This window comes from Pseudomonas sp. PDM32 (assembly GCF_019219225.1).
In the GTDB taxonomy this organism is placed as follows: Bacteria; Pseudomonadota; Gammaproteobacteria; order Pseudomonadales; family Pseudomonadaceae; genus Aquipseudomonas; species Aquipseudomonas laurylsulfatiphila.
Map to the genome: position 1 here is coordinate 21,067 of NZ_JAHUWE010000022.1, position 22,421 is coordinate 43,487.

Sequence of the window (22,421 nt, forward strand, 5' to 3'; positions counted from 1 at the left end):
TCAACGAGATACAGATTACGCCCATCATATTAAGGCCTGAATGTCGTATACACCACTTTTCAGGACATCAACAAATCAACCTCGACTGGCCCGCTGAACCACCTGTGGCGGTTGCCCGAAGGCACGAATGAAAGCACGACGCATCCGCTCCCGGTCACCAAAACCGGTGTCCGTCGCCACCACATCGATGGAGTGCCGCCCGGTTTCCATCATCAAGCGGGCCGACTCGACCCGCAGGCGTTCGATGGCTTTGGCCGGAGACTGGCCGGTTTCGGCATGAAACACCCGGCTGAATTGCCGGGGGCTGAGATTGGCCGCGCTGGCCAGCTCCTCGACCGACAACGCGGACTTGAGATTCTGCCGGGCGTAGTTCAGCGCGGCCTGAATCCGATCGGTCTTGGGGGCCAGTTCCAGCATCACTGAAAACTGCGACTGTCCGCCGGAACGCCGGTGGTACACCACCAATTGCCGGGCCACCTTGCGTGCAAGGTCGGCGCCCAGGTCCTGCTCCACCAGCGCCAACGCCAGGTCCACGCACGCGCTCATGCCCGCCGCCGTCCACAGATGACCATCATTGACGAAGATCCGGTCTTGCTCGACCTTCACGTTCGGGTACGCCTTGCGAAAGGCCGGCACATGCGCCCAGTGGGTGGTCGCCCGCCGACCATCAAGCAAACCGGCCTCCGCCAAGGCCGTCGCCCCTGTGCAAATCGAGCCCAGGCGTCGGGTACCCTGACTGGCGTGGCGCAAAAACGCCAGCATGCCCGCAGTGGTCGGCCGGATCAGGTTGTCGCCCAGGACCAACAGCGTATCGAACGCACGCTGGTCGAACGCTTCGGTCTGCACAGCAAAACCGGCGGACGTTTGCACCAGGCCACCCGGCTCGGATAACAAGGCAATGCGGTACAACGGCTCGTCACCGGCACTGTTGGCCAATTCGAAGGCGGCACACATGGCCAGGCCCAGAACCTGAAAACCGGGATGAACGATGAGTCCGATCTGGTGCATGGCGGTATGACCCTGAACGTGGCATGCCTGATATTCAGGCCAGGATCTACACTCTAACCCGAACAGCCCGCACCGGACATCATGGAGCGCCTCGCGCATTGGCCGATGGCGACGGATAATGAAGCGGTTTGCATCTCACCGAGGAATGGAAGGATGTCACTGACTCTTTATTTCCACCCACTCTCGTCGTTCTGCCACAAAGCATTGATCGCTCTCTATGAACTGGACATCGAGTTTGAAAAAAGGGTGATCGACCTGGGCAACGACGCCGATCGGGCCGAACTTCAAGCGCTGTGGCCGATCGGCAAGTTCCCGGTGCTTCGCGATCACACCCGGCAAAAGAACGTGCCGGAGTCGAGTGTGATCATTGAATATCTGGACCGGCTTCATGCCGGCCAGGCGCACCTGATTCCCCACGATTGGGAAGCCGCCCTGGAAGTACGGCTGTGGGATCGCTTTTTCGACCTCCATGTCCAGGTGCCGATGCAGAAGATCGTCGCTGACCGCCTGAACGCCGCCAACGGCGACCTGACCCGCGAGCGCGCCGCGCTGACAACGGCGTACGGCCTGCTTGAACGGCAACTGGCGGCTAGAACCTGGGTGGCCAGCCCGGCATTCAGCATGGCCGATTGCGCCGCCGCCCCGGCGCTGTTCTACGCCAGCACCCTCGTCCCCTTTGCCGACGATCAGCGCCACTTGCGCGCTTATTTCGACAGGTTGACCGAAAGACCCTCGGTCAAGCGGGTGATCGACGAGGCAAGGCCCTGGTTTGCCTGGTATCCGTTTGCCGAGGCCATCCCGGAGCGCTTTCGCTAGAGGCTCGCGCACAAAGACCTTGCGCGAGCATTGGCTGCACGCGGGTTTGCGAGGGAACATCCGGAACATGAATAACGAGCGCAAAAAACCGGCGAATCGACGAATAACAACCGTCGGTCGAGTGTTTTCTGATTGAGCAGGAAGAAAAAATGGCAGGGGCGGCTGGATTCGAACCAACGCATGGCAGGATCAAAACCTGCTGCCTTACCGCTTGGCGACGCCCCTGTATCTGTTGCGATGAGTGCCAGGCACTCGCTTTCCTGAGTGGCAACAAGCGCTGCTGCCGGCTTGCGTGACAGGCTCCCTGAGGGCCTGTGCAAGAGTGGGCGGCAATTTACCAACTTTTGCCTTGTATGGGAAGCCCCAATAAAACAATTTGTTTTTTAAAACAGACGCTTAGTGTTCAGCCAAGTCCCGGGGAAGTGCTCGGCGCACATTCGGCCCGATCACGTCTGCTACGCTTTTCCTTTAGGGGATGGAATCGGAAATCGTTTGCTCAACACCCCTCCTTTACCATTTGAGGGCGCAAAATGTGAAAGGCAAACTGATGGGCACCTTTGCAACCATCCTGGTGGTCGGGGCCGCGATTTATGGACTGAACACCTGGGAACACATCGAGAGCCAGCGACAGGAAGCGGTCTGCAGGGCCGCCCGGGAGCATCTCAACGGCCTGGAAACCCAGGCGCGGGCCCTGGCCTCCGGGTTGACGGTCGAAGCCTATGCCGAGGCCGAAAAAGCCGAGGCCGGCCAGTTGGTACTGGCACTCGATACGGCCAGGAACGAAGCCGAGGTCAATGCCGTCATCGACAAACACGCCGCCGCCATCGAAGCACAGATAACGGCCGAAGACGCCGAAGTCCACTCCCGCAGCGATCAACCCTTCCTCGGCCAGGAACTCAAAAAGCAACGCATCCCCACCGACATCAAACAGGAATTCAAACGAGCTGAAAAAGCCGTCCTCGAGACCTGTGGATAGCAACGACTGCTGCTGCGGGTTTGTCGCCAGCGTCTAGACTCCAGCAAGAGCAGGTTGCAACCAGACTCCGCGTTTAAAACAAAAAAAACTACAAACGAGGACGCCCACACCTTGAAAATATCAACCCTCTGCGCCATCGCGGGCCTGCTGGTGTCGGTCGCGGTGTCTGCCAACGGCGTCATTCCTGTCCTCGAACTGGACTTCACCCGGTCTGCGACCGAAACCCTGAAAAAAATCGGCATCAGTGACGCGTGCGTCATTGGCGCCTCGAGCCCCGTTGCGTTCACTTTCTGCCGGGAAGGATCGTCGACACTGTGGAAGTATCAGGCACTGGATCTGGAGCAGATGGCGGCGATGCAAGATGCAAAGCAGTCCCCGGCGGCCTACCAACCGGTTTCCGTGGTGGAATTCGGGAGCTCGGCCTGTGAACACGAGGGCAGCCTGGCTGCCACTGGAAAACCACCGATACGCAGACTGATCCTCGGCCTGATCGCCATTTCCCTGCTGATCGGCTTGCGCTACAGCTATCGGGCCATGCGGCAGCGCCGCCAGGACGCCACCGCGTACGCGCCCCCCCTTGAGCAGGCGTCGAGTGAATTTCAAGCCAGCGCACAGGCAAAAGCCCTGGCAGCCTTTGGCCTCGCGGCTGCTGTGGCAGTCGTCTACTTCAATTACACGGGGTATTGAACAACAGGTGAGCGCGCCGTTGCAGCGCGCTCACCGGTCACTCAGTGCGGTGCGCGCGGGATGGTCTTGAGCAGGTCTTCGGGGCTGATGTGACCGACCACGCTGCCCGGTTGCGGCAGGTTGAGGATGTGGCCCTTCATCTTGCCGATGATGTGCATTTCGCACGGCTTGCAATCGAACTTCAGCGTCAGCACTTCATCGCCGTGAATCAGCTGCATCGGCGCGACCTTGGTGCGCACGCCGGTCACGCCCTTGGCCTGTTTCGGACACAGGTTGAAGGAGAAGCGCAGACAGTGCTTGGTGATCATCACCGGCACTTCGCCGGCTTCCTCGTGGGCCTCGTAGGCTGCGTCGATCAGCTTGACCCCATGGCGGTGATAGAAGTCGCGAGCCTTCTGGTTGTAGACGTTGGCCAGGAAGGTCAGGTGCGACTCCGGGTACACCGGCGGCGGCGTGGTTTCGGCTTTGCGGCTGCCGCGCGGGTGGGCGGCGACCCGCGCCTGGGTCAAGGCCTCGATCACTTCACGGCGCAAGGCCTTGAGCTGCGAGTTCGGGATGAAGAACGCCTGCGGCGCATCCAGCTTGATGTCGATCGCGTGGTACTGGGTGGTCCCCAGCTGGCCGAGCAGATCCTGCAACTGCTCCAGCGCCTGCTCCGGCTTGTTGGCCGCGCCGAACGGGCCGGCCAGGGTGACGCTGGCGCTGATGCCCTCCTCGCTGGTCGCGGTCAGCTCCAGCTGCTCTTCGCGCAGGCGAGCGACCCAGCTCAGGGCGATGCGACGCTCGGCCGAGGTCCGTTGCAGCGCCTGCTGCCAGTTGTGATCGAGATTGCGATTCAGCGGATGGTTGGGGCGCAGCTTGTACATCCCCTCCGGCATCTCGTTGGGCTCGACGCGATAGCGATAACGCTTCTCGCCGTCTTCCTCGAATTCGCCTTTGGGTTCGGCGATGTTGGCGCGGAAACCCACCACTTCACGCTTGACCAGCACGTTGAGGCCGTCACCGTTGGACAGCGGCTCGTGCGTCACGACCTGCATGTCACGCTTGGCGACCTTCTCGACCACACCCACCGGCAGACCGGTGAAGGTCGGCGAGTCAAAGGCGCCGATATCGATCTTGCGGTCAGTGACGAAGTAATCGGTGCTGCCACGATGGAAGGTCTTTTCCGGGTCGGGCAGGAAGAAGTGCGCGGTGCGGCCGCTGGAAGCGCGGGCCAGGTCCGGACGGTCTTCGAGGACGTCGTCGAGACGCTGGCGGTAGTAGGCGGTGATGTTCTTCACATAGCCCATGTCCTTGTAGCGGCCCTCGATCTTGAACGAGCGCACACCCGCTTCGACCAGCGCGCGGATGTTGGCGCTCTGGTTGTTGTCCTTCATCGACAGCAGGTGCTTTTCGTAAGCGATCACCCCACCCTTTTCGTCCTTGAGGGTGTACGGCAGGCGGCAAGCCTGGGAGCAGTCGCCACGGTTGGCGCTGCGCCCGGTCTGCGCGTGGGAAATGTTGCACTGACCGGAAAACGCCACGCACAACGCGCCATGGATAAAGAACTCGATGGCCGCGTCGGTTTCGTCGGCGATGGCGCGGATTTCCTTGAGGTTCAGCTCACGGGCCAGCACCAGTTGCGAGAAACCGGCCTGATCGAGGAACTTCGCCCGCTCCAGGGTGCGGATGTCGGTCTGGGTACTGGCGTGCAGTTCGATCGGCGGGATGTCCAGCTCCATCACACCCAGGTCCTGGACGATCAGCGCATCGACGCCGGCGTCGTACAACTGGTGGATCAGCTGGCGGGCCGGCTCCAGTTCGTTGTCGTGCAGGATCGTGTTGATGGTGGTGAAGATCCGCGCGTGATAACGACGGGCGAATTCCACCAGCTCGGCAATCTCGCTCACCTCGTTGCAGGCGTTGTGGCGGGCGCCGAAGCTCGGGCCGCCGATGTACACGGCATCGGCACCATGCAGGATAGCCTCGCGGGCGATGGCGACATCGCGGGCGGGGCTGAGCAATTCCAGGTGATGTTTGGGCAAAGACATAGTTTTTTTAGTCAGGCTTGTCACGGTCGAGGCGTGCATTGTAGCGGCGAAACGCCCGACCGGCACCCGTATGCTGCCAGGTGGCGTTTCGGGCAAGCCTGGCCAGCCTCAATCCCTGTAGGAGCGAGCCTGCTCGCGATGGACGTTAACCATGACGCGGGCATTCTGTATGCACGCGTCGCCCTTGTGTTCATCGCGAGCAAGCTCGCTCCTGCATTTGATCGGCGTTGACCAAAAATTTAGCCCACGCCCAACATCCCCTGTGTGCGAGCCTGCTCGCGAAAGCGGTGTGACAGCCAAAATTGATGTCGACTGACACGCCGCCATCGCGGGCAAGCCCGCTCCCACAAAAGGTCTTATGTCGTACTCAGAATTTGTGCACAACAACATTCAACTGTGGGAGCGGGCTTGCCCGCGAAAGCGCTGGGTCAGTCAACACTTGTGCAAGCTGACACTCCGCCTTCGCGAGCAGGCTCGCTCCCACAAGGGGTTTTGTGCGTATCGCAGCGATCAGGCCTTGGCCGCCATCGCGGTCACTTCCACGCGCATGCCTTCCACCGCCAACGAGGCAACCCCGACAGCGGCGCGCACCGGCCACGGTTTGGCGAAGTAGCGCTTGTAGACCTCGTTGAACGCAGCGCGGTCGGCCATGTCAGTGAGGTAGATGGTCAGGTGCATCACGCGGTCCATGGAGCTGCCGGCACGTTCCAGGGCAACCTTCAGCGCTTGCAGGGTGCATTCGCTTTGCAGGGTGATGTCGCCCAGTTCCAGGCTGCCGTCGGCACGGGTGGGGATCTGGGTGGAGACCAGCACACCGGCGAAACCGACGACGTCGGAGGAAATCGAATCGGCATCGAGGTCAGGCGTAAAGGTCAGGTCGTGGTTTGCCATTGGAAGTTCTCTTGCTGGAAAGGGTAAGGCGAGCGCCTTTTGCGCCGCCAGTTTACAGAGCCATTCCCAGCGCGTCGCTAATCCGCATCGCTCAACTGCGCATGAGCCGAGCCCTCGTCATTGCAACGGCGAAAACTTCGCCGGCAGGTAGATCGTCGAGCACATGTCGCGCAGTTGCGGGCCGGAGTTTTCCGGCGGCCAGACGCCGTCGGCAACCGCCTGGGTGCGCACCTGCAAGCGCTGCTCAAGGCTGGGCCACGGCCAGATGTGCAGGTAACGCGGCAGCGCGCCGTCGGTGGCATAAAACGCCGCGTACACCGGCGAATACTGCTCGGCGGTTCGCGCCTCGATGGCGTTGCTCCAGCCGTCGAGTGTCGGCTGCAAGCCGCTACTGACCAGATCGTAAACGCGCAACTCATAGAACGGACCGTGCTGGCCGGCACTCAAGGGCTTGAGGAAGGGAAACAGCGTGTAGTTTTCGATGCGCAGGTCGGTGATGAACTCGTTGACGCCAAACGCCCCGCCCCCCAGCAGGAAGCGCTCGCGTTCCGCTTGCCTGAGGTGCTCATCTGCGTAGCCGCGCAGCACAGCGATATGGTTCAACTGGCCGATCTCAGAGGCCCAGCAGCCCATCAGCGTACCGCCGACTTTCGGATCGTCCAGCGCCGCCTCGATCTGCGCCAATGCTTGCGCCACCGTGCGCACCCGCACGGTGAAAGTGATCAGTTCATAAAAACGCATGGCGACTCCGCCCATTGGTTTGCCAAAAGCCCACAGCCTAAGGCAGCCCCCGCAGGCGGGATATTGAGACTAACCCCATCAGTGACGGCATTTTCCGCAGTGTTCTAGGTAGTTCCTTTACGCCGGACAGCTTTCGTTCATTCGAATCACAGGTGGATACGTGTCCCGTGAGCTCGCCCCACTATCGGCCCAGCCGATTCAAACCTGCGAATTATCGATTTGTGCAGCAGTGCGTGGACCGCGAGCATGGCGTCACTTCCAACAACAAAAACAAGGACCCGCCATGACCGCCCGATTTCACAACCCAGTGGATACCCGTTTCGGCTGGGGCAGCCTGCAAGAGCTTGCCGCCATCACCGAACACCAGAACGTTGCCGTCGTGACCTTTCCCGAAGCCCGTGACCTGGGGCTGGTGGATCGCCTCCAGGCGTTGCTGGGTGAACGTCTGGTCTACGTGATCGAAGATGTCCAGCCCAATCCCGACGTCGCGCAACTGCGCGCGACCTATGAACGCTTCTGGCAGGAAGCCGGCGATTGCCATGCGGTGATTGCCGTCGGTGGTGGCAGTGCCATCGACACGGCAAAAGCGCTGATTGTCGGCACCGAGTCAGGCCGCTTCGATGAGCTGCTGGCATTGCTGGCAAGCGGCAAACCCTTCGTTCCGGTACGCAGCAAACAGCTGATCGCAGCCCCGACCACGGCAGGCACCGGCAGTGAAGTCACGCCCTGGGCGACGATCTGGGACGCGGCCAACCACAAGAAGTATTCCCTGCACCTGGACTGCACCTGGCCAAAGGTCGCGATCATCGATCCGCAATTGATGCTCACAGTGCCGGCCGGCGTCACCGTATCCACCGGCCTGGATGCCTTGTCCCACGCACTGGAATCGATCTGGAACATCAACGCCAACCCGCTTTCCGACACCTTCGCCATCTCTGCCATCGAAGACATCCTCGAATGCCTGCCCTTGCTGCGGCGTGAACTGTCCAGCCAGGAACTGCGTTCACGGATGGCCCTCGCCGCACTCAAGGCGGGCATGGCGTTCTCCAACACCAAGACCGCGCTGGCCCACTCCATTTCCTATGAGATGACCCTGCACTACGGCTTGCCCCATGGCATCGCCTGCTCCTTCACCTTGCCACTGGTACTGGGCCTCGCCTGGGGCCACGACGCAACGCGCGACAAGACCCTGCAACGGGTTTTCGGGCCAGACCTGGATAAAGCCCAGGCCCGCTTGCGCGCCTTCCTGCACAGCCTGGATGTGAAAACCGAGTTCGCCGACTACGGCGTAACAGCCGAAGAGGCGCAAGCCATGATCGACTTCGCCCTGCAGGGTGCACGCGGCAAGAACTTCATCGGCTCACGAGCGGCCTAGGGCTCGACAGCCCCCAAAACACTACACTGCCAGCGGCGTAACGAGCCGCGACGATTTCCTGCCGCACCTGAAAAAGAGTGCACCCTGCGACGCAACTCGCAGGGAACGAACAAGAATAAGGAAAAGATCATGAATCGTGCCCAAACCATGCCAGGTCTCGCCGTACACAGCGCATCGTTTCGCGTCGCCCAGTGGCGCATGCTGCTGGCAGCCATGTTTTGTTATCTGTTTTTCTATACTGGGCGACAAACGTTCGGTTTCGCCATCCCCGGTATCCAGGCCGAGTTCGGCTTTACCAAAGAGCACCTTGGCTGGGCATCGGCCGCCATGCTCTGGGCCTACGCCATTGGCCAGGCCATCAACGGCAACCTCGCCGACAAATTCGGTGGCCGACGCATCATGACCATGGGCGCCGTGCTGTCCTGTGGCGCCAACTGGGTGACCAGTTTCGCCAGCGGCTTCGCCGGGCTGATCCTGCCCTGGGGCATCAACGGCTACTTCCAGGCATTGGGCTGGGCACCGGGCAGCCGGCTGATCTCCAACTGGTGGAGCGCGGGTGAACGCGGCAAGGTCTACGGCTTCTACGTGTTCGCGGCCGGTTGCGCTTCCGTTCTTTCCTACGTGACCTCGATCGTCGTGCTGGAAGTGATGCATCTGGAATGGCGCTGGATCTTCCGCCTGCCCGTGTTGCTCATGCTGGCCGGCGGCATCATCTTCTACCTGGTAGCCCGCGAGCGTCCGCAAGACCTGGGATTCGAACCGCTGGCCGACACAGGCGTGGCCAACGCCGAGGACAAGAACCATGAGGTGGCGCACGGTGAAACCGAAACATCGGCGCAACGCTACAAAGCGGTACTGAAGAACCTTCGCCTGATCATCGCCGCCGTGTCCCTGGGGTTCCAGAACGCTGCCCGCTACGGTTTGATCGTCTGGGTGCCGGTGCACTTTCTGGGCGCCAACTGGAAAAGCGGCGACAGCATGATCGATCCGAAATGGATCACCGTGGCCCTTCCGGTCGGCATGGCCATCGGCGCGCTGAGCAACGGCTGGATCTCGGACAAGCTGTTCGGCTCCAAGCGCTACCTGGCGATCATGCTCTACATGTTCCTCGGTGCAGCTACCAGCTTGTGGATGTGGACCCTTGCCCCCCACAGCGCGACCGGCCTTGTGGCCTTGTTCCTCTGCGGTTTCTTCGTGTACGGCCCCGCTTCCAGCTTCTGGGCGCTGTGCCCGGACCTGGTGGGCGCCAAGCGCGCCGGCACGGCGACCGGGGTGATGAACTTCTCGTCATACCTGTTCGCCGGCCTGGCGGAACCGCTGATCGGCAGTATGCTCGACAGTACCGGCAACACCTCGCTGATCTTCATCGTGGTCACCGCTGCCTGTCTCTGCAGCGCGTCGGTAGCGCTGTTCATCAGGCGTTGATTGCCTGGCTGGACAGATTGAATCAGTGGCAGCGGCTCAGGAACAGGATTGTCTATGTACCAGTACCACAAGTGGCTACGTTCATTTCATGCGGTGGCCAAGACCGGCAGCTTCACCCTCGCCGCCGAGTATTTGAGCGTCGGCCAGCCCACGGTCAGTGAGCAGGTCAATGCCCTGGAGAAGAAGTTTTCCGTGGAGCTGTTCCATCGCCGCGGCCGCTTTATCGAAATGAGTGCCGCCGGGCACCAACTCTATGCGATCACCCAAGGCCTGTTCGGCCAGGAGGATGAAGCCGTGCAACTGCTGCAGAGTTTCAAGCAACGCAAGACCGGCATGCTGCGCCTGGGCGCGGTGTCCCCGCCCATTGCGATGAACCTGACCTACGAACTGATGCAGCGGCACCCGGACATCGAGCTGGAAACCTCGTTTTCTCCGGAAAAAGAGACCCTGGATCGCCTGTTCAACTTCGATATCGATGTGGCGATCCTGGCCCTGTCCGAATTCGACCAGCGTTTTGACACGCAGCTTTACCGGCGCTACCCGATCATTGCGGTGGTGCGCGAGGACCATCCCTGGGCCCGGCAGAAAGAAGTACATGTCGAGCAGATCAGCGAAGAGAAATGGGTGCTGCGGGAAAAAAGCTCCCGCACTCGCCAATTGGTAGAGGAAAGCTGCAAGCGCCTGGGCGTCGCCCTCAATTGCGTCATGCAGTTGAACAGCCGCGAGGCCATCGTCCATGCCATCGCCAAGGGCATCGGTATCGGTTTCGTCTCGGCCGTCGAGTACGCCGAAACGCCCGGCACCAAACCGATCACCTTCGTCAATCACCCGTTTTCCATCGACTACCACCTGTGCTGCCTGGGCATTCGCCGAAACCGGCCGATGATCGCCGAGCTGTTCGACTCGAGCCCAACGCCGGCCACCTGATTTCGTCTCACCCTTGAGCAATCCACAGGCCTACTTCCTGGTGACAGGAGGGACGGCCTGCCCACAACAAAAAATGGAGAAACACCATGAATTACCAACAACCGACCCAACTGCAAGCCGTGGTCCTGGACTGGGCCGGCACCGTTGTCGATTTCGGCTCCTTCGCCCCCACGCAGATTTTCGTCGAAGCCTTTGCCGAGTTCGGCGTCGCCGTTTCGCTGGAAGAAGCGCGGGGCCCGATGGGCATGGGCAAGTGGGATCACATCCGCACCCTGTGCAATCAGCCGCAGATCGCCGAGCGCTACCGTGCCGTGTTTGACCGCCTGCCGACCGATGACGATGTCACCGCACTCTACGAGCGCTTCATGCCGCTGCAAATCGAGAAAATCGCCCTGCACTCGGCCCTGATTCCCGGCGCGCTGAACACCATCGATGCCTTGCGCGACAAGGGCCTGAAAATCGGTTCCTGCTCCGGTTACCCGGCCGTGGTCATGGAAAAGGTGGTCGAACTGGCGCGGCACAATGGCTACGTGGCGGACCATGTGGTGGCCACCGACGAAGTGCCGAACGGCCGCCCCTACCCGGCTCAGGCCCTGGCCAACGTGATTGCCCTGGGGATCAGCGACGTCGCCGCCTGCGTCAAGGTCGACGACACCTGGCCCGGCATTCTCGAAGGCCGCGCCGCCGGGATGTGGACAGTCGCGCTGACCTGTTCCGGCAATGCCCTGGGCTTGACCTACGAACAATACAAGGCCCTGCCTTCCGACAGGCTGGACAGTGAGCGGGCCCGCATCGTCAAGATGTTCGAAGGCTCCCGCCCGCACTACCTGATCGATACCATCGTCGATCTGCCGGCGGTCATCGAAGACATCAATGCCCGACTGGCGCGGGGTGAAACACCGCAAGGGTCCTGAACGGATTCAGACGTCAAGCGGCCGTCCCACGGGCGGCCGCCTTACTTGAAAAAATCACTCGGCGTCTTGCCGAACTGCTTCTTGAACATGGTCGTGAACGCGCTCGGGCTGTCGTACCCCAGCTCCCCGGCGATGTCGATGATCTTCTCCCCGACGGCGATGCGTTCCAGCGCCAGCAGCAGTCGCGCTTGCTGGCGCCATTGGCCGAAGGTCATGCCGGTTTCCTTGCGGAAGCGGCGCTGGATGGTTTTGGCGTCGAGGCTCAATCGCGCACTCCAGTCCGACAAGGTCGAGCCATCGCCTGGGTCCTGCTGCAACGCGCTACAGATCTGGTTGATCCGTTGATCGGTGGGCTGCGGCAGGTTCAATGGCAAGGTCGGCAGGATCGTCAGTTCATCCAGGATCAGCCGCAGCACCCGGGCTTCCCGCGAGTCCGGATCGCCATTGAAATCGAAGTCCACCGAGACCTTGATCAGCTCACTGAGCAATGCGGACACACTCACCGCGCGGGTTTCGCCGGGCAGGTCCGGGCTGGCGCCGGGATGCACAAACACGCTGCGCATCTTGATCGGCCCCACGCAGCGAATCGAGTGCACTTCCCCACTCGGCATCCAGATGCCACGGCTCGGCGGCACCGTCCATTGGCTGGTGGCGGCGTGCACCACCATCACACCTTCGATGGCATAGATCAGTTGATGCTTTTCATGGGAATGCGGCGCGATAAACCAGTTTTCCGGGTAGTCGGTCGCACTGCTGCGAACGCTCCAGCCGCCCTGGTCGATCTCCGCAAGAAATGTCTGCAATGGCTTGATCATGACGCCCTTTTTGCGATGGTCGGCGCCCGAGTTGCGCGAGACGGGCGACCTTATGGGCCATAGGATAACGCCGAACCCTGTAATTGGCTGCGCCTTGCGTTCGCGCTCGCGTTTTTTATCCGGAAACCCGCCCATGTCGACCACCACCCTCAGCTCGCCCTCACCCGCCGTCTCGGTCGCCAGCCAGGCCAGCCCCCTGGTCATGCGCGTGATCGGCGCCTGTGCGTTGGCGCACCTGATCAACGACCTGATCCAGGCCGTGCTGCCGTCGATCTACCCGATGCTCAAGGCCACTTATGGCCTGAGCTTCACCCAGGTCGGCCTGATCACCCTGACCTTCCAGCTCACCGCCTCACTGCTGCAGCCCTGGATCGGTTTCTACACCGACCGTCATCCCAAACCGTGGCTGCTGCCGGCCGGCATGGTCTGCACCCTGATCGGTATCCTGATGCTGTCGATGGTCGGCACCTTCCCGGCGATTCTCGTGGCCTCGGCACTGGTGGGCGTAGGGTCGTCGACCTTTCACCCCGAGACCTCGCGGGTGGCACGCCTGGCCTCGGGCGGTCGCTACGGCCTGGCGCAGTCGACCTTTCAGGTCGGTGGCAACGCCGGCAGCGCCTTCGGCCCCTTGCTGGCCGCCGCGATCATCATTCCCTATGGCCAGGGCAACGTCGCCTGGTTCGGCCTGTTCGCGGTGTTCGCCATCCTCGTGCAATACGGTCTGAGCCTCTGGTATCGCAATCACCTGAACCTGTTCAAGCTCAAGCAAGGCAGCAAGGCCACCCACGGCCTGTCGAAACGGCGGGTGACCTTCGCCCTGGTGGTGTTGGCGCTGTTGGTGTTTTCCAAATACTTCTACATGGCCAGCTTCACCAGTTACTTCACCTTCTACCTGATCGAGAAATTCGACCTGTCGGTGGCCAGTTCGCAGCTGTACCTGTTCCTGTTCCTCGGTGCCGTCGCGGCGGGTACGTTCTTTGGCGGCCCGATCGGCGACCGGATCGGCCGCAAGCGGGTGATCTGGTTCTCGATCCTCGGCGCAGCGCCGTTCACCCTCGCCCTGCCCTACGTCGACCTGTTCTGGACGGGCGTGTTGAGCATGATCATCGGTTTCATCCTCGCCTCGGCATTCTCGGCCATCGTGGTCTTCGCCCAGGAACTGGTGCCCGGCAACGTCGGCATGATCGCCGGGGTGTTCTTCGGCCTGATGTTCGGTTTCGGCGGGATCGGTGCCGCGCTGCTGGGGCATCTGGCCGATATCCATGGCATCGAGTACGTCTACACGCTGTGTTCGTACCTGCCGCTGCTGGGAATTCTGACCATACTGTTGCCGTCTACTGGACAACGCCCGTCGGGAGCTTGAATGGCCAAAATGGTGTTCTCCCGAAAAGGAGCGCACCCTTTCGGTTTTGCAGGCCAGCCATCAGGAGGAACACCCCATGAAAATCGTAGTCACCAGCGTGCTCGTCGATGATCAGGCCAAGGCACTGGCGTTCTACCGGGATGTACTCGGCTTTGAACTCAAGCACGACATTCCCATGGGCGAACACCGCTGGCTGACGCTGACGTCCCCGGGCGATCCCGATGGCGTCGAACTGCTGCTGGAGCCCAATGCCCACGGCGCGGCAAAAACCTTCCAGAGCGCGATCAAGCAGGACGGCATTCCCTGCACGTTTTTCGGTGTCGAGGACGTGCAGGCCGAATATGCCCGGCTCAGCGCCGCCGGGGTTCAGTTCACCCGCCCACCGACGGTGATGGGACCGATCACCCTCGCGGTACTGGACGACACCTGCGGCAACCTCATCCAGATCGTCCAGCACCACTCGACCGCCTGATCATTTTTGCTACCAGCCCTGTAGCACTCGGTAACACCAGGCCCCAATGCGGTGCATCTTTTAAACGCCTTGCCGTCTGCCACCCCGCTCCACAGGGGGCCACCCGCCATGGCGTACTTTGTGCATCCAAAGGCCATCCTCTTCTGCCTGTAGCCGCCATGCGCCCCAAGGAACTGAAACTCTGGACCACCGGAGTCGCCCACCTGCTCGACCTGCCTGCCGGGCATGCGCGGCTGTCGGGGTTGAGCCACTGGCTTCGACAAATCTGCCCGGTCGATCATTTCGTGTTGTTTGTCTACGAAGGCAATCACCGGCCCCTGGCGTTGTTCGATACGTTTTCGGCGGACAAGCGCGCGGTGTATGTCGACGACTACCAGTGCGGGCCTTACCTGCTCGATCCCTTCTACCTGGCCTGCACCCGTGGCCAGGCACCGGGACTGTGGCGTCTGCGCCAGTTCGCCCCCGACCATTTCTACCTTGGCGAATACTTCCTGACCTATTACCAGCAGACCGGCCTGGCCGAGGAAGTGGCGTTTTTCGTCGACCTCGGTGGTGGTGCCATGGCGGTGTTATCGCTGATGCGCTCCAGTGCCAGTTGCGCCTTCAGCCGGGACGAAATGCAACTGGTCGAGTGCGCGCAAGCGGTGGTCGAGCAAGTCATCAGTGAAGCCTGGCGCTTGCGCCAGGCCCAGCAACCGCGACCGGCGCAAGACCTGGACTTCAAGATCCGCGAAGCCTTCGACCACTTCGGCGCGCACATCCTCACCGGGCGCGAGCAGGAGATTGTGCAGCTATTGCTGCGCGGCCACTCCAGCGCCTCGGTGGCCGAACAACTGAACATCAGCCCGGGCACGGTGAAAATTCACCGCAAGAACATCTACGCCAAACTGGGGATTGGCAGCCAGTCGGAGTTGCTGGGGTTGTTCATTCGGGAGCTGACGGAGGACCCATTGCAGGCGCCCGGCCTCAGACTGCAGGCCTGATACCTGTCAGTTAACACACCCCCCCTGTGGGAGCGGGCTTGCTCGCGAAAGCGGTGTGTCAGGTAACTGATATGGCAACTGGAATATCGCTTTCGCGAGCAAGCCCGCTCCCACAGGTCTTTGTGTTGCCTGGATAGGTGTGGTTATTCAGGCGGATCGAGTTGATCCAGTGCCCGGTTCACCGCCAGTTCGCCCAGCATGATCACTTGCGCGATGCCAAGCAGCGCATTGCGGCTCGTGCCCTCCAGATGATCCACCAGATCGTTGGCCATGACATTGGCCGACGCCAGCGACTCGCAGGCGTGCACCAGCAAGGTTTCGGCATTGAGCTCGGGATTGACGATGAACATCGTGCTGGGTTTGTGAGGGGTGGCCATGATGTGGGGGCCTGGGTTGAGCGCGCGCTCGGCGGCTTCGTGGAGCTTGCTTGAATCGAGGCTTTCGTACGGGGATGCCGGATCGGTGTCCGGCGGGTTGGGTGTGACTTTGAACATGGAATAGACCTCTAGCGCGAATGTAAGGAGCCATCACCCTCGCTACCAAACGAAGGGTGGCGGCCACACGCGGGTTGGTAGACCGGTCGCACTAGAACCCGGCGCCCGCAAGGGAGCCCCGCGCATGGCCACCATATAAAGCACAGTCCAAAAAAATGACTGTATTCAGGTGGCGTAATGCGCCTAGAACGAACTCGGGCTACCAAACCCGATCACTGTTTTTCAGTGACCGGCAAACGATAAGACCCGCATTCCAGACGCACAAGCCGGCGGATTCTGGCGTACCTGTAGGCAATGACGCAAGCCGTTGTAGCTTGCGGGAAGTAACCCCGGATGTCTTTAAACACGCACCTGCATTTTGTGTAGGAGCGAGCCTGCTCGCGATGGTCGTTAACGAATACGCGGGATGACTGGCTGAACGCAGCGCTCTTGAGTCCATCGTCGGAACGCCGCCCGGAGCAAGCTCGCTCCTACAACAATCTGCTTCTATCCCCGTAGGGATATATACACCGCAAAACCCCCATTGCTAGTTTGGCCCCCGACGCACTGATTCATCACTGCCAGGGAGCCCGCCTCGTGAACAACACCCCGCCAAGCGATATCGAATTCTGCAATGTGGTCAAACGCTATGGCGAGGTACAGGCCGTCAGCGGTCTGGATTTCGCGGTGCGACGTGGCTCGTTTCATTCCTTTCTCGGCGGTTCGGGCTGTGGCAAGACCACCACCCTGCGCATGATCGCCGGCTTCGAGCAGCCCACCAGCGGCGAGGTCCGTCTGGCCGGTAAAAGCGTGGCCGGGGTGCCGGCGTTCGAGCGGCCGGTGAACATGGTGTTCCAGCATTACGCGCTGTTCCCGCACCTGACCGTGGCGCAGAACATTGCCTACGGCCTGCGCTATCGCACACCGCGCCCGGACAAGAAACAGCAACTGCGCATGGCCGATGAAGCGCTGGAAATGGTGCGCCTGAGCGGCTTTGGCCAGCGCAAGCCGAGCGAGCTTTCCGGCGGCCAGCAACAGCGTGTCGCCCTCGCCCGCGCACTGGTGAACAAGCCGACGGTGTTGCTGCTCGACGAGCCGCTGGCCGCGCTGGACCGCAAGCTGCGCAAGGAGATGCAATCGGAACTGCTGCGGTTGCAGCGCGAGGTCGGCATCACCTTCGTGCTGGTCACCCACGACCAGGAAGAAGCCCTGTCGATGAGCGACAGCATCAGCGTGATGCACAACGGTTCGATCATCCAGACCGCCACCCCGGAACAACTCTACGAAGCCCCGGCCAGCCGCTACGTCGCCGACTTTATTGGCGAGTCCAATCTGTTCGACGGCACGGTGCGCCAGCTCAACGGCAATTCGGTGGTGCTGCGTACCGAGCAAGGGCTGGAACTGACCAGCCCGCTGACGCCTACCGGCAAAGCCCTGAGCGCCAACGCCGCCGGTTGCATTGCGGTGCGCCCGGAGCTGATCAGCATCGCCGGCGCCCATGCCGAAATGAGCCGCGAAGTGAAACTGCCAGGCTGCGTCGAAGACCGCATTTACCTGGGCAATTCCACCGAATACCGCGTACGCACCCAGGCCTTTGGCGTGGTCTGTGTACGGGTGCCGCGCCAGCAGGATCACGGCGCCAATGCATTCGAACACGGCGCAGCGGTTCGCGTCGGCTGGGATCACGCCAATGGCCTGGCCATGGCGTTGTAAATCATCGATTCGTTTCATCAACCGGATGTGGAGCGTGCTATGGACCAGAAGACTTTTATAAAAACCCTGCGCAGCTGGCAGAACGGCTCGATCAGCCGCCGCGAGTTTCTTGGCCGCACCGGCCTCGGCATCGCCGCTGCCGTGGTCGCGACCAACATGCCCGGCCTGCTGACCTCCAGCGCCGAGGCTGCCGAGCAGGCCAAGCTCGGTGATCGCCTGTCGCTGGCGACCTGGCCGAACTACCACAGCCAGGAAAACCTCGACGCCTTCGGCAAGACCACCGGCGCCCGGGTGTCGATGAGCGTGTTCGGTTCCAACGAGGAAATGCTCGCCAAATTGCAGGCCGGCGGCAGTGGCTGGGACGTGCTGGTGCCGACCAACTACACCATCAGCACCTATGTCGGGCTGGGCCTGATCGAACCGCTGGACCTGTCGCGCATTCCCAACTTCGATGCCTCGGCGTTCCAGCAGAAATTCATGGCCCAGGGCACGGTGGATGGCAAGGTCTACGCGGTGCCGAAAAACTGGGGCACCACCGGCATGCTCTACGACACCGGCAAACTGAAAAACGGCCCGACCAGCTGGAAGGAATTCTGGGTCGCCGCCCAGGGCCCGGCCAGTGGCCGGACGATGGTCCACGACTACCAGTTGACCGCTATCGGCAATGCCCTGAAAAGCTTCGGCTACAGCTTCAACTCCCTGGACCCGAAAGAACTGGCCGACGCGGAAAAGCTGCTGATCGAGGTCAAGCCGCACCTGTTCGCGATCAACTCCGACATTCAGCCGTCGATGCGCAGCGGCGATGCCTGGCTGGCGATGTCCTGGACCGGCGACGCTTCGCAACTGCACCGCGACAACGCGCAAATGCAGTTCGAACTGGGCAAGGAAGGTGGCGAGTTGTGGAGCGACTTCTTCGCGATTCCCAAAAGTTCGGCGCACAAGGATGCCGCCTACGCGTTCATCAACTACCTGCTCGACCCGCAGCACAACAAGCTGGAGGTGCTGAGCCACGGCTACCCGAGCGGCGACAAGCGTGTCGACGCGCTGCTGCCGGTGGCGATGCTCGACGATCCGATCATGTACCCGGCCGCCGAGGCCTTGAGCCCGCTGGAGTTCGGTGCCGCCGCGACGCTGACCAGCCCGGCGCGTGCCGAACTGATGGCGCGTTTCAAGTCCGCCTGATCGCCTGACCATGGCCAATGAGGAGTCATCCATGAATGCCGCCGCCCACCCGCAAACGGTGCAGCCGGGCCATGCCCTGTCGGCCGAGATTCGCCAACGGCGCAGCCTCGGCCGGCGCATCACCCTGCTGATGCTCTTGCCTTCGACCCTGTGGTTCCTGCTGCTGTTGTTGATGCCGCTGGTGATCATCCTGGTCTTCAGTTTCGGCGAGCGCAGCGCCGTGGGCGGTTACGCCGGTGGCTTCACCCTGGCCAACTACCTGAACCTCGGCTCTCGCGGCGCAGCGTTCAGCAACACGCTGATGCTCGCGCCGCTGGGCACCCTGGTGTGCCTGGTGGCGGCCTATCCGCTGGCGTACTTCCTCGCGGTCAAGGTCAGCAGGAACCGTTCGCTGTTGCTGACCCTGGTGATCGTGCCGTTCTGGACCAGTTTTCTGATCCGCACCTATGCGTGGATTTTCATCCTCAGCGGCAAGGGCATTCCGGCGCTGCTGGCCAGCCTGGGTCTCGAGGATGTGCGGCTGATCAACACGCCGTGGGCGGTGCTGATCGGCATCGTCTACGGCTACCTGCCGCTGATGGTGTTCCCGATCTACGTCAGCCTGGAAAAACTCGACAAGCGCCTGCTCGAAGCGTCCGCCGACCTGGGCGCCAGCGCCTTCGAAAGCTTTCGCCGGATCACCCTGCCGCTGTCCGCGCCGGGGATCATCACCGGGGTGATGCTGGTATTCATCCTGCTGATGGGCGAGTTCCTGATCCCGGCCATTCTCGGCGGCGGCAAGGTGTTCTTTGTCGGCAATGCGCTGGTCGACCTGTTCCTGCAATCGCGCAACTGGCCATTCGGCAGTGCGTTGGCCATGACGTTGGTGGCGATGATGCTGCTGATCATCGGCGTGTATCTGAAACTGGTGGCGCGCTACGGCGGCCGCCCTGCCGACGGAGGCTTGTGACATGTGGCTGCGCAGCTATTCGACTTCGCTGTACCTGTTCCTCTACGCGCCGATTGCCTTGATCGTGCTGTTCAGTTTCAACGCCGGGCGCAGTGGCCTGGCCTTCCAGTGCTGCTCGGTGCAATGGTTCGGCACCGCGTTCGGCAACCCGTTCATCATGGAAGCCCTGGGCAACAGCGCACTCATCGCCTTCAGTTCAGCGGTGATCGCCACGCTGTTCGGCACCCTGGCGGTGTTCGGCTTGCAGCGCTGCGGCGCCAAGGTACGCCTGCTGTTCGATGCGCTGACTTACTGCGCGATCATCGTGCCGGGCATCGTCATCGGCATCTCGACGCTGATCGCCTTCATCAGCCTGTTCGACCTGATCAACCCGCTGCTGGCGAGTTGGCTGCCGACTGTGCCGAAGTTGAACATGGGCTTCTTCACCGTGATCGCCGCGCATTCGCTGTTCACCATGGCCCTGGTGATGGTGATCGTGCGCAGTCGCGTCGATTCCCTCGACAAGGCCTTGCTGGAAGCCTCGGCGGATCTGTACGCGCCACCAATGGACACCTTCTGGCGGGTGACCCTGCCGCAGATCAGCCCGGCGATCATGGCCGGGTTCCTGCTGGCCTTCACCTTCAGCTTCGACGATTTCATCATCGCCTTCTTCGTCGCCGGTTCCGAAACGACGCTGCCGATCTACATCTTTTCCTCCATCCGCCGCGGCGTGACACCGGAGATCAACGCGATTTCCACGGTGATCATCTGCGTGTCGCTGGCCCTGCTGTTCACTTCCCGCCATCTGCAAAACCGCCGCACCGGCGTCCAGGAGTCGCACCATGCGTGATCAGCTCTACATCAACGGCGAATGGGTCAGCCCGGACCTGGGCGGCTATCTGGACGTGATCGATCCGGCCACCGAACAGGTCTTCCACCGCGTAGCGGCGGGGACTGAGGAAGATGTCGACCATGCCGTGCGCGCGGCCCGGCGGGCCTTCGACAATGGTTGGGGTCAAACCAGCGGCGCCGAGCGTGCGCAGTGGCTGGAAGCATTGGCTGCCGAGCTCGAAAATGGCCAGCAAGCGCTGTCAGAACTGGAAGTGCGCGACAACGGCAAACCGCTGCCCGAAGCGCAGTGGGACATCGGCGACGCCATTGCCTGCTTCCGATACTACGCCGGCCTGGCCCGCGATCTGGACCAGCAACAGGACCAGCCGCTGACCTTGCCGGACGAACGTTTCCGCTGCCGCATCCGCCACGAACCGATTGGCGTGGCCGGGCAGATCATCCCCTGGAACTACCCGCTGCTGATGGCCGCGTGGAAAGTGGCACCGGCCTTGGCCGCCGGGGCCACGGTGGTGCTGAAACCGTCCGAGCTGACGCCGCTGACCGCCCTGGAACTGGCCGCCGCCGCCGATCGTATTGGCCTGCCAGCCGGGGTGTTGAACCTGGTCACCGGCCTCGGTGCCGACGCCGGCAGCCCGCTCACCGAGCATCCGGGCGTGGACAAACTGGCCTTCACCGGCAGCGTGCCCACCGGGGCGAAAATCATGTCGGCGGCAGCGCGGGACATCAAGAACATCAGCCTGGAACTGGGCGGCAAGTCGGCCTTCATCGTCTTCGATGACGCCGATGTCGACGCCGCCGTGGAGTGGATTCTGTTTGGGATTTTCTGGAATCAAGGCCAGGTGTGCAGCGCCACGTCACGCCTGCTGGTGCAGGAATCCCTCGCCCCGCGCCTGGTCGAACGGCTGGTGGAGGAAACTCGCAAGATCAGTATCGGGCCCGGTATGCAGCCCGGGGTTCTGCTGGGGCCGCTGGTCAGCCAGGGCCAGTACGACAAGGTGCTCGGTTTCATCGACCAGGGCTTGGCCAGTGGCGCCCGTTTGCTCACCGGCGGACGGCGCCCGGCGCACTTGCGCGAAGGTTACTTCGTCGAACCGACGATCTTCGATGAACCCGGCCACAGCAGCATTCTGTGGCGCGAAGAAGTGTTCGGCCCGGTGCTGTGCATCAAGCGTTTCAAGACCGAAGAGCAAGCCGTGCAAATGGCCAACGCCAGCCGCTTCGGCCTGGCCGCCGCCGTGATGAGCGCCGACTTGCAGCGCACCGCCCGGGTCGCCAACCAGCTGCGCGCCGGGATCGTCTGGGTCAACTGCTCGCAACCGACCTTCGTCGAAGCCCCCTGGGGCGGCATGAAACACAGCGGCATCGGCCGGGAACTGGGGCAATGGGGGTTGCACAATTACCTGGAGGTCAAGCAGGTGACCGAGTACGTCAGTGACCAGCCGTGGGGGTGGTATTTGAAGTAAACAGGTCAACTGTGGCCGGTCGCGGGATTGGCGTTCACTGAAGATCAGAATTGTGGGAGCGGGCTTGCTCGCGAAGGCGGTAGTTCAGCCAATATCTCTGTTGGATATGCCGGCCTCTGCGCGGGCAAGCCCGCTCCCACAGGGATTGTGGCCAGCCGTGGGATTGGCGTTCACTGAAGATCAAAACTGTGGGAGCGGGCTTGCTCACGAAAGCGGTGGGTCCGTCGACATCTCTGTTGGATGTGCCGGCCTCTTCGCGAGCAAGCCCGCTCCCACAGGGATTGTGGCCAGCCGTGGGATTGGCGTTCACTGAAGATCAAAACTGTGGGAGCGGGCTTGCTCGCGAAAGCGGTGGGTCCGTCGACATCTCTGTTGGATGTGCCGGTC

The 22,421-nt window shown here is 61.9% G+C and carries 21 protein-coding genes and 1 tRNA gene; 15 read left to right on the plus strand and 7 right to left on the minus strand.

Annotated features, from left to right (window positions below; translation table 11 throughout):
- Positions 1-75: 75 nt before the first annotated feature.
- The gene (locus KW846_RS29125) at positions 76-1,008 is read right to left on the minus strand and encodes a GlxA family transcriptional regulator (RefSeq protein ID WP_218486390.1); all 933 of its coding nucleotides are present in this window, start codon (positions 1,006-1,008) and stop codon (positions 76-78) included.
- A gap of 153 nt (positions 1,009-1,161) precedes the next feature.
- Here KW846_RS29125 and KW846_RS29130 point away from each other — a divergent pair, with 153 nt between their 5' ends.
- Complete coding sequence (locus tag KW846_RS29130; protein WP_218486391.1) at positions 1,162-1,824, plus strand: glutathione S-transferase family protein; 663 nt, start codon at positions 1,162-1,164, stop codon at positions 1,822-1,824.
- 150 nt (positions 1,825-1,974) lie between these two features.
- Here KW846_RS29130 and KW846_RS29135 read toward each other — a convergent pair.
- A tRNA-Gln gene (locus tag KW846_RS29135) sits at positions 1,975-2,049 on the minus strand.
- A gap of 322 nt (positions 2,050-2,371) precedes the next feature.
- Between KW846_RS29135 and KW846_RS29140 the strand changes: the two genes are divergently transcribed.
- Both KW846_RS29140 and KW846_RS29145 read left to right on the plus strand, forming a co-directional pair.
- Positions 2,372-2,800, plus strand: a complete 429-nt coding sequence (locus KW846_RS29140; protein ID WP_007980517.1) for a hypothetical protein — start codon at positions 2,372-2,374, stop codon at positions 2,798-2,800.
- A 54-nt stretch (positions 2,801-2,854) separates the two neighbouring features.
- On the plus strand, positions 2,855-3,487 hold the full coding sequence (locus tag KW846_RS29145; protein ID WP_371321785.1) for a hypothetical protein: 633 nt from the start codon (positions 2,855-2,857) through the stop codon (positions 3,485-3,487).
- 41 nt (positions 3,488-3,528) lie between these two features.
- On the opposite strand, the gene KW846_RS29150 is transcribed toward KW846_RS29145, so the two are convergent.
- The 3 genes from KW846_RS29150 to KW846_RS29160 form a co-directional block, all read right to left on the minus strand.
- Positions 3,529-5,517, minus strand: a complete 1,989-nt coding sequence (locus KW846_RS29150) for a U32 family peptidase (RefSeq protein ID WP_102702707.1) — start codon at positions 5,515-5,517, stop codon at positions 3,529-3,531.
- A 510-nt stretch (positions 5,518-6,027) separates the two neighbouring features.
- The gene (locus KW846_RS29155) at positions 6,028-6,408 is read right to left on the minus strand and encodes a RidA family protein (RefSeq protein WP_116582778.1); all 381 of its coding nucleotides are present in this window, start codon (positions 6,406-6,408) and stop codon (positions 6,028-6,030) included.
- Between the two features lie 117 nt (positions 6,409-6,525).
- Positions 6,526-7,149, minus strand: coding sequence for an NIPSNAP family protein (locus tag KW846_RS29160; RefSeq protein ID WP_218486392.1), 624 nt, complete (start codon positions 7,147-7,149; stop codon positions 6,526-6,528).
- A gap of 283 nt (positions 7,150-7,432) precedes the next feature.
- Between KW846_RS29160 and psrA the strand changes: the two genes are divergently transcribed.
- The 4 genes from psrA to phnX all read left to right on the plus strand — a co-directional run bounded on the left by psrA (position 7,433) and on the right by phnX (position 11,790).
- Positions 7,433-8,524 carry an iron-containing alcohol dehydrogenase PsrA gene (gene psrA / locus KW846_RS29165; protein ID WP_218486393.1) on the plus strand — a complete coding sequence of 364 codons (1,092 nt, stop codon included), beginning with the start codon at positions 7,433-7,435 and terminating at the stop codon, positions 8,522-8,524.
- Between the two features lie 129 nt (positions 8,525-8,653).
- Complete coding sequence (locus KW846_RS29170; RefSeq protein WP_218486394.1) at positions 8,654-9,949, plus strand: MFS transporter; 1,296 nt, start codon at positions 8,654-8,656, stop codon at positions 9,947-9,949.
- A 54-nt stretch (positions 9,950-10,003) separates the two neighbouring features.
- A complete protein-coding gene (locus KW846_RS29175; RefSeq protein ID WP_007980564.1) occupies positions 10,004-10,876 on the plus strand; it encodes a LysR substrate-binding domain-containing protein in 873 nt (290 codons plus the stop codon).
- Between the two features lie 86 nt (positions 10,877-10,962).
- Positions 10,963-11,790: a phosphonoacetaldehyde hydrolase gene (gene phnX / locus KW846_RS29180; RefSeq protein ID WP_007980567.1), complete on the plus strand. Its 828-nt coding sequence runs from the start codon at positions 10,963-10,965 to the stop codon at positions 11,788-11,790.
- Between the two features lie 41 nt (positions 11,791-11,831).
- Here phnX and KW846_RS29185 read toward each other — a convergent pair whose 3' ends face one another.
- Positions 11,832-12,605 carry a helix-turn-helix domain-containing protein gene (locus KW846_RS29185; RefSeq protein WP_218486395.1) on the minus strand — a complete coding sequence of 258 codons (774 nt, stop codon included), beginning with the start codon at positions 12,603-12,605 and terminating at the stop codon, positions 11,832-11,834.
- Positions 12,606-12,738: 133 nt separating this feature from the next.
- On the opposite strand from KW846_RS29185, the gene KW846_RS29190 reads away from it, so the two are divergent.
- The 3 genes from KW846_RS29190 to KW846_RS29200 all read left to right on the plus strand — a co-directional run bounded on the left by KW846_RS29190 (position 12,739) and on the right by KW846_RS29200 (position 15,423).
- Positions 12,739-13,968, plus strand: coding sequence for an MFS transporter (locus KW846_RS29190; RefSeq protein ID WP_218486396.1), 1,230 nt, complete (start codon positions 12,739-12,741; stop codon positions 13,966-13,968).
- A gap of 76 nt (positions 13,969-14,044) precedes the next feature.
- A complete protein-coding gene (locus KW846_RS29195) occupies positions 14,045-14,440 on the plus strand; it encodes a VOC family protein (protein WP_218486397.1) in 396 nt (131 codons plus the stop codon).
- 158 nt (positions 14,441-14,598) lie between these two features.
- On the plus strand, positions 14,599-15,423 hold the full coding sequence (locus tag KW846_RS29200; RefSeq protein WP_218486398.1) for a LuxR C-terminal-related transcriptional regulator: 825 nt from the start codon (positions 14,599-14,601) through the stop codon (positions 15,421-15,423).
- A gap of 143 nt (positions 15,424-15,566) precedes the next feature.
- Here KW846_RS29200 and KW846_RS29205 read toward each other — a convergent pair whose 3' ends face one another.
- Positions 15,567-15,917 carry a DUF6124 family protein gene (locus KW846_RS29205; protein ID WP_218486399.1) on the minus strand — a complete coding sequence of 117 codons (351 nt, stop codon included), beginning with the start codon at positions 15,915-15,917 and terminating at the stop codon, positions 15,567-15,569.
- A gap of 576 nt (positions 15,918-16,493) precedes the next feature.
- Here KW846_RS29205 and KW846_RS29210 point away from each other — a divergent pair.
- Genes KW846_RS29210 through KW846_RS29230 form a run of 5 tightly spaced genes read left to right on the plus strand, consistent with a single transcriptional unit; the run spans position 16,494 to position 22,034 of the window.
- Positions 16,494-17,609, plus strand: a complete 1,116-nt coding sequence (locus tag KW846_RS29210) for an ABC transporter ATP-binding protein (protein ID WP_218486400.1) — start codon at positions 16,494-16,496, stop codon at positions 17,607-17,609.
- Between the two features lie 39 nt (positions 17,610-17,648).
- Positions 17,649-18,791, plus strand: a complete 1,143-nt coding sequence (locus tag KW846_RS29215) for a PotD/PotF family extracellular solute-binding protein (RefSeq protein ID WP_218486401.1) — start codon at positions 17,649-17,651, stop codon at positions 18,789-18,791.
- Positions 18,792-18,822: 31 nt separating this feature from the next.
- Positions 18,823-19,740 (plus strand): ABC transporter permease, encoded by a 918-nt coding sequence (locus KW846_RS29220; protein WP_218486402.1) that lies wholly within the window; start codon positions 18,823-18,825, stop codon positions 19,738-19,740.
- Between the two features lies 1 nt (position 19,741).
- Positions 19,742-20,569 (plus strand): ABC transporter permease, encoded by an 828-nt coding sequence (locus KW846_RS29225; RefSeq protein ID WP_015095519.1) that lies wholly within the window; start codon positions 19,742-19,744, stop codon positions 20,567-20,569.
- Positions 20,562-22,034: an aldehyde dehydrogenase family protein gene (locus tag KW846_RS29230; protein ID WP_218486403.1), complete on the plus strand. Its 1,473-nt coding sequence runs from the start codon at positions 20,562-20,564 to the stop codon at positions 22,032-22,034. Before KW846_RS29225 ends, KW846_RS29230 begins: the two co-directional genes overlap by 8 nt.
- Positions 22,035-22,421: the final 387 nt, after the last annotated feature.

Bases quoted from the DNA above. Each gene is read 5' to 3' on its own strand.
- KW846_RS29125 (WP_218486390.1), bottom strand. From the start codon at position 1,008: ATGCACCAGATCGGACTCATCGTTCATCCCGGTTTTCAGGTTCTGGGC.
- KW846_RS29130 (WP_218486391.1), top strand. From the start codon at position 1,162: ATGTCACTGACTCTTTATTTCCACCCACTCTCGTCGTTCTGCCACAAA.
- KW846_RS29140 (WP_007980517.1), top strand. From the start codon at position 2,372: ATGGGCACCTTTGCAACCATCCTGGTGGTCGGGGCCGCGATTTATGGA.
- KW846_RS29150 (WP_102702707.1), bottom strand. From the start codon at position 5,517: ATGTCTTTGCCCAAACATCACCTGGAATTGCTCAGCCCCGCCCGCGAT.
- KW846_RS29155 (WP_116582778.1), bottom strand. From the start codon at position 6,408: ATGGCAAACCACGACCTGACCTTTACGCCTGACCTCGATGCCGATTCG.
- KW846_RS29160 (WP_218486392.1), bottom strand. From the start codon at position 7,149: ATGCGTTTTTATGAACTGATCACTTTCACCGTGCGGGTGCGCACGGTG.
- psrA (WP_218486393.1), top strand. From the start codon at position 7,433: ATGACCGCCCGATTTCACAACCCAGTGGATACCCGTTTCGGCTGGGGC.
- KW846_RS29170 (WP_218486394.1), top strand. From the start codon at position 8,654: ATGAATCGTGCCCAAACCATGCCAGGTCTCGCCGTACACAGCGCATCG.
- KW846_RS29175 (WP_007980564.1), top strand. From the start codon at position 10,004: ATGTACCAGTACCACAAGTGGCTACGTTCATTTCATGCGGTGGCCAAG.
- phnX (WP_007980567.1), top strand. From the start codon at position 10,963: ATGAATTACCAACAACCGACCCAACTGCAAGCCGTGGTCCTGGACTGG.
- KW846_RS29185 (WP_218486395.1), bottom strand. From the start codon at position 12,605: ATGATCAAGCCATTGCAGACATTTCTTGCGGAGATCGACCAGGGCGGC.
- KW846_RS29190 (WP_218486396.1), top strand. From the start codon at position 12,739: ATGTCGACCACCACCCTCAGCTCGCCCTCACCCGCCGTCTCGGTCGCC.
- KW846_RS29195 (WP_218486397.1), top strand. From the start codon at position 14,045: ATGAAAATCGTAGTCACCAGCGTGCTCGTCGATGATCAGGCCAAGGCA.
- KW846_RS29200 (WP_218486398.1), top strand. From the start codon at position 14,599: ATGCGCCCCAAGGAACTGAAACTCTGGACCACCGGAGTCGCCCACCTG.
- KW846_RS29205 (WP_218486399.1), bottom strand. From the start codon at position 15,917: ATGTTCAAAGTCACACCCAACCCGCCGGACACCGATCCGGCATCCCCG.
- KW846_RS29215 (WP_218486401.1), top strand. From the start codon at position 17,649: ATGGACCAGAAGACTTTTATAAAAACCCTGCGCAGCTGGCAGAACGGC.
- KW846_RS29220 (WP_218486402.1), top strand. From the start codon at position 18,823: ATGAATGCCGCCGCCCACCCGCAAACGGTGCAGCCGGGCCATGCCCTG.
- KW846_RS29225 (WP_015095519.1), top strand. From the start codon at position 19,742: ATGTGGCTGCGCAGCTATTCGACTTCGCTGTACCTGTTCCTCTACGCG.
- KW846_RS29230 (WP_218486403.1), top strand. From the start codon at position 20,562: ATGCGTGATCAGCTCTACATCAACGGCGAATGGGTCAGCCCGGACCTG.